This window comes from Acinetobacter sp. YH01021, assembly GCF_013420255.1.
Lineage (GTDB): Bacteria > Pseudomonadota > Gammaproteobacteria > Pseudomonadales > Moraxellaceae > Acinetobacter.
In genome coordinates this window covers 1-2781 of record NZ_VOYO01000062.1, presented here as the reverse complement: position 1 = coordinate 2781, position 2781 = coordinate 1, and the positions used below count along the sequence as shown (strand labels likewise).

General features: G+C 35.6%; 2 protein-coding genes and 1 pseudogene. All 3 read right to left on the bottom strand.

All coding sequences use genetic code 11. From position 1 onward, the window contains the following. Positions 1-340: 340 nt before the first annotated feature. Positions 341-892: a plasmid replication DNA-binding protein gene (locus FTT86_RS15760; protein WP_223182242.1), complete on the bottom strand. Its 552-nt coding sequence runs from the start codon at positions 890-892 to the stop codon at positions 341-343. Between the two features lie 60 nt (positions 893-952). Beyond that, entirely contained in the window at positions 953-1876 is a 924-nt protein-coding gene (gene repM / locus FTT86_RS15755; RefSeq protein ID WP_004811812.1) for a replication initiation protein RepM, read from the bottom strand. 576 nt (positions 1877-2452) lie between these two features. Continuing rightward, a pseudogene (locus FTT86_RS15750) lies at positions 2453-2781 on the bottom strand (hypothetical protein); the annotation flags it as partial.

Here is a 2781-nt window from a genome sequence, read left to right as displayed (position 1 = left end):
ATATCTTGTCTAAAACTATTATTCTGCATACATCCCCCAAATTCATGAGAATTGTATACTTCTATTATTCGAAAGTAATCTTAAGATTTTCTAAAATTAACATAATACACCTTATACGAAATGCTCTTTTTTATTCTATATAAATCATAGTCTTATCGTATACAAAAAAGCCCAACTGCACTCAGTTGGGCTTTTTTAATGATTTTTCATGTTCCACGCTTACTATTTAAGCAATGTTCCACGGTTTTGTTCAGTTTTAATAAACATCATCCGGTTTTTTGAGGAGTCATTATTTCATTGCTGGCAATGAAATTGGCTCATCAAAAAAGTGGAGTGCTAGCTAACCATAAGGAAGGAAGAAACGGCTCAGGAAGCCCCTTTTTTTAGGTTCAGGCTCAATATGTTCAGGGATAGGGATCCGTTTGTTCTCAGGAGTAGTCAATCCGTCATAGTTTGATTCATCCTGTGACCGAGGATCTGTTGCTATATTCGAATTAGTAGATTCATTTAGCTGATTAATATTTTCTTGTTTTGGCTGTTCTAAGGTGCCTTTAAACTCAATTCTGTGAGTAAGATCTTCAATATGTTGCATCAAAGACTTTTCTCTTTGATTTGCTAAATCTAACTGATTTTTGAGTAAAGAAATCTGATCTTTTAATACATTTTCAACTTCAGATTGAACGTGTACCTGTACATCCTTCTGAACTTGTTCAGTGCGTGTACTGGACTGAACACTGATTGGATTGCCATAAACTCTAATAAGTTCCGATAAGTCTATAAGACCATCATGATCTCTTGATAATTCACCATTTTTTAAAGCCTCATATATTGTTGTACGTGATTTTTTAAAGGCTTTACTTGCGTCCATGACGCTGAATTTTGTTGTGTTCAATGTAATCCCTCAGTGCGTGTACAAGGATGTTCGTGTGAACATCCAATCTGAACATGAAGTTTATTTTGTATTAAAGCCTACTTTCTTTAGATAGGGGAGTAATTCTTCAAATTTTTGTGGATCTCGTAGCATTTCAGAAATTCGAACTGCAAATTGTGAGTAGCTTTCAGTACCTTGAGAATATTTATTCATATCTGGAAGCTCAGATAATTTACTGGCAAAAAGATGACACTGTGCATCGGTAAATTTTGAGAAAATCTCAAGAGCAGTTTGCTCTTTAGTATGAGCTATAACGACTTTTTTCAGTTTAAAGGTGAATGAAAAACCAGAAATATTACGTCCCTTTTTATGTTGCTGACATTGGACGTTAATATCCGTATGTTCATTAATTTGAGCAATAGCTAAATTTAATACTCGATCTTTAAAATTTCCCATTCTTGTATATTCATCATCAAGAACGCCTATTTTTTGTCTGAACTCTGCAAGTTCAATAATAGGAGTTTGACCCGTACTGCGCCAAGCAATTAATAATTCATATAATCGCACAGCATAAGCGCTGCTGAGATTACTAATCTGTTGTAACTCATATTTAGTAAATTGTTCTTCTAAACGTGTAATAAGTGGCACGATTGCAGGGGCAAATATTAACTTTACTGTAGCTTCATCGTCGATATATCTAATTTCGCTGACCCAACGACTTAAAACATTCTCTACATTTCCTCTTTTATTAATTTCTTGATAGCTAAATTGACGTACAAATAGATCTTTACAGGCATCTTTTAACGCTTGGTAAGCTGTTTGTCTTGCAACATTAAATTGATTTACATAACTCTCAGCATGGACTTCTAAAGGGTCATTTGCATTGATTCCCCGACCACTATCTCTTGCTTCGACGATGGCTAATAAGATCAAACGTTGTTCTACTAAGTCTAAGTTATAACTCGCATTAATTAATGCATTGTCTTTAACTACTAAGTCCCGCATTCTATTTATCTACATTATTACTTATGAATATAAATCTATAATAATAAATATGTAGATTAATGCAAGGTAAACGTAGTTAAATCTACAAAAAAAATAATGTAGATTATTGGTAGGTAAACGTAGTCATATTGGTAGGTAAACGTAGTCATATTGGTAGGTAAACGTAGTCATATTGGTAGGTAAACGTAGTCATATAAGCTCTAGAAGCCTTTATTTACAAAGACTTGAGCCTCTCTAAAAGCATTTAAAAGCTTAAAAATAATTAAAAGCCCAAAATATAAAAAATTGCCCTTGGTTTTCGCTTCGCTCAAACTCTATTGAATCTCGCTTTCGCTCGATTCGTCGGGGCAATTTTTGGTTCATATTTTCGTGACTTTAAAAAAAAGCAAAAGCAACTCGGAATTCGCTTCGCTCATGAGCTTTTTTTTCTCGCTACGCTCGGTTTAGGAATCAAGCTTGGAAAGTTCGCACCCATGCGGGATGCTCTGTAGGGTAGGTGATTAATGGATAGGGAGCTTGTAATCAGGGAAAGGGATGGGCAAATTTTCTCAGTTCGCTCGTAGACACTCGCTCTGTTTAACGACTCATGCCACGAGATTTCATTTTAGGCGCATGCTGCTGTGCTTTGAGCTGTTGTTGTTGTCTGAGTTTCATCTGTTGTTCTGCTTTGATCTCATCCACACATTTTTTAATGACTTGATAGGATAGGTATAGAGTCTGGTATTGCTTGGCTTTGGCCGGATGTTGTTGTTGGTACTGCTTCCAGGCATGTTCTTTGAACTTTTCATTTTCCAATAAATCCTTCACACCATGTTTTTTCTGGTGTTCATGCTGACCTTTCAGCTTTTTGTGCTCCTGGTAAATCGCATCACGTTGGGCTTCCCAGGCTTTTTTTCCAAACAGTA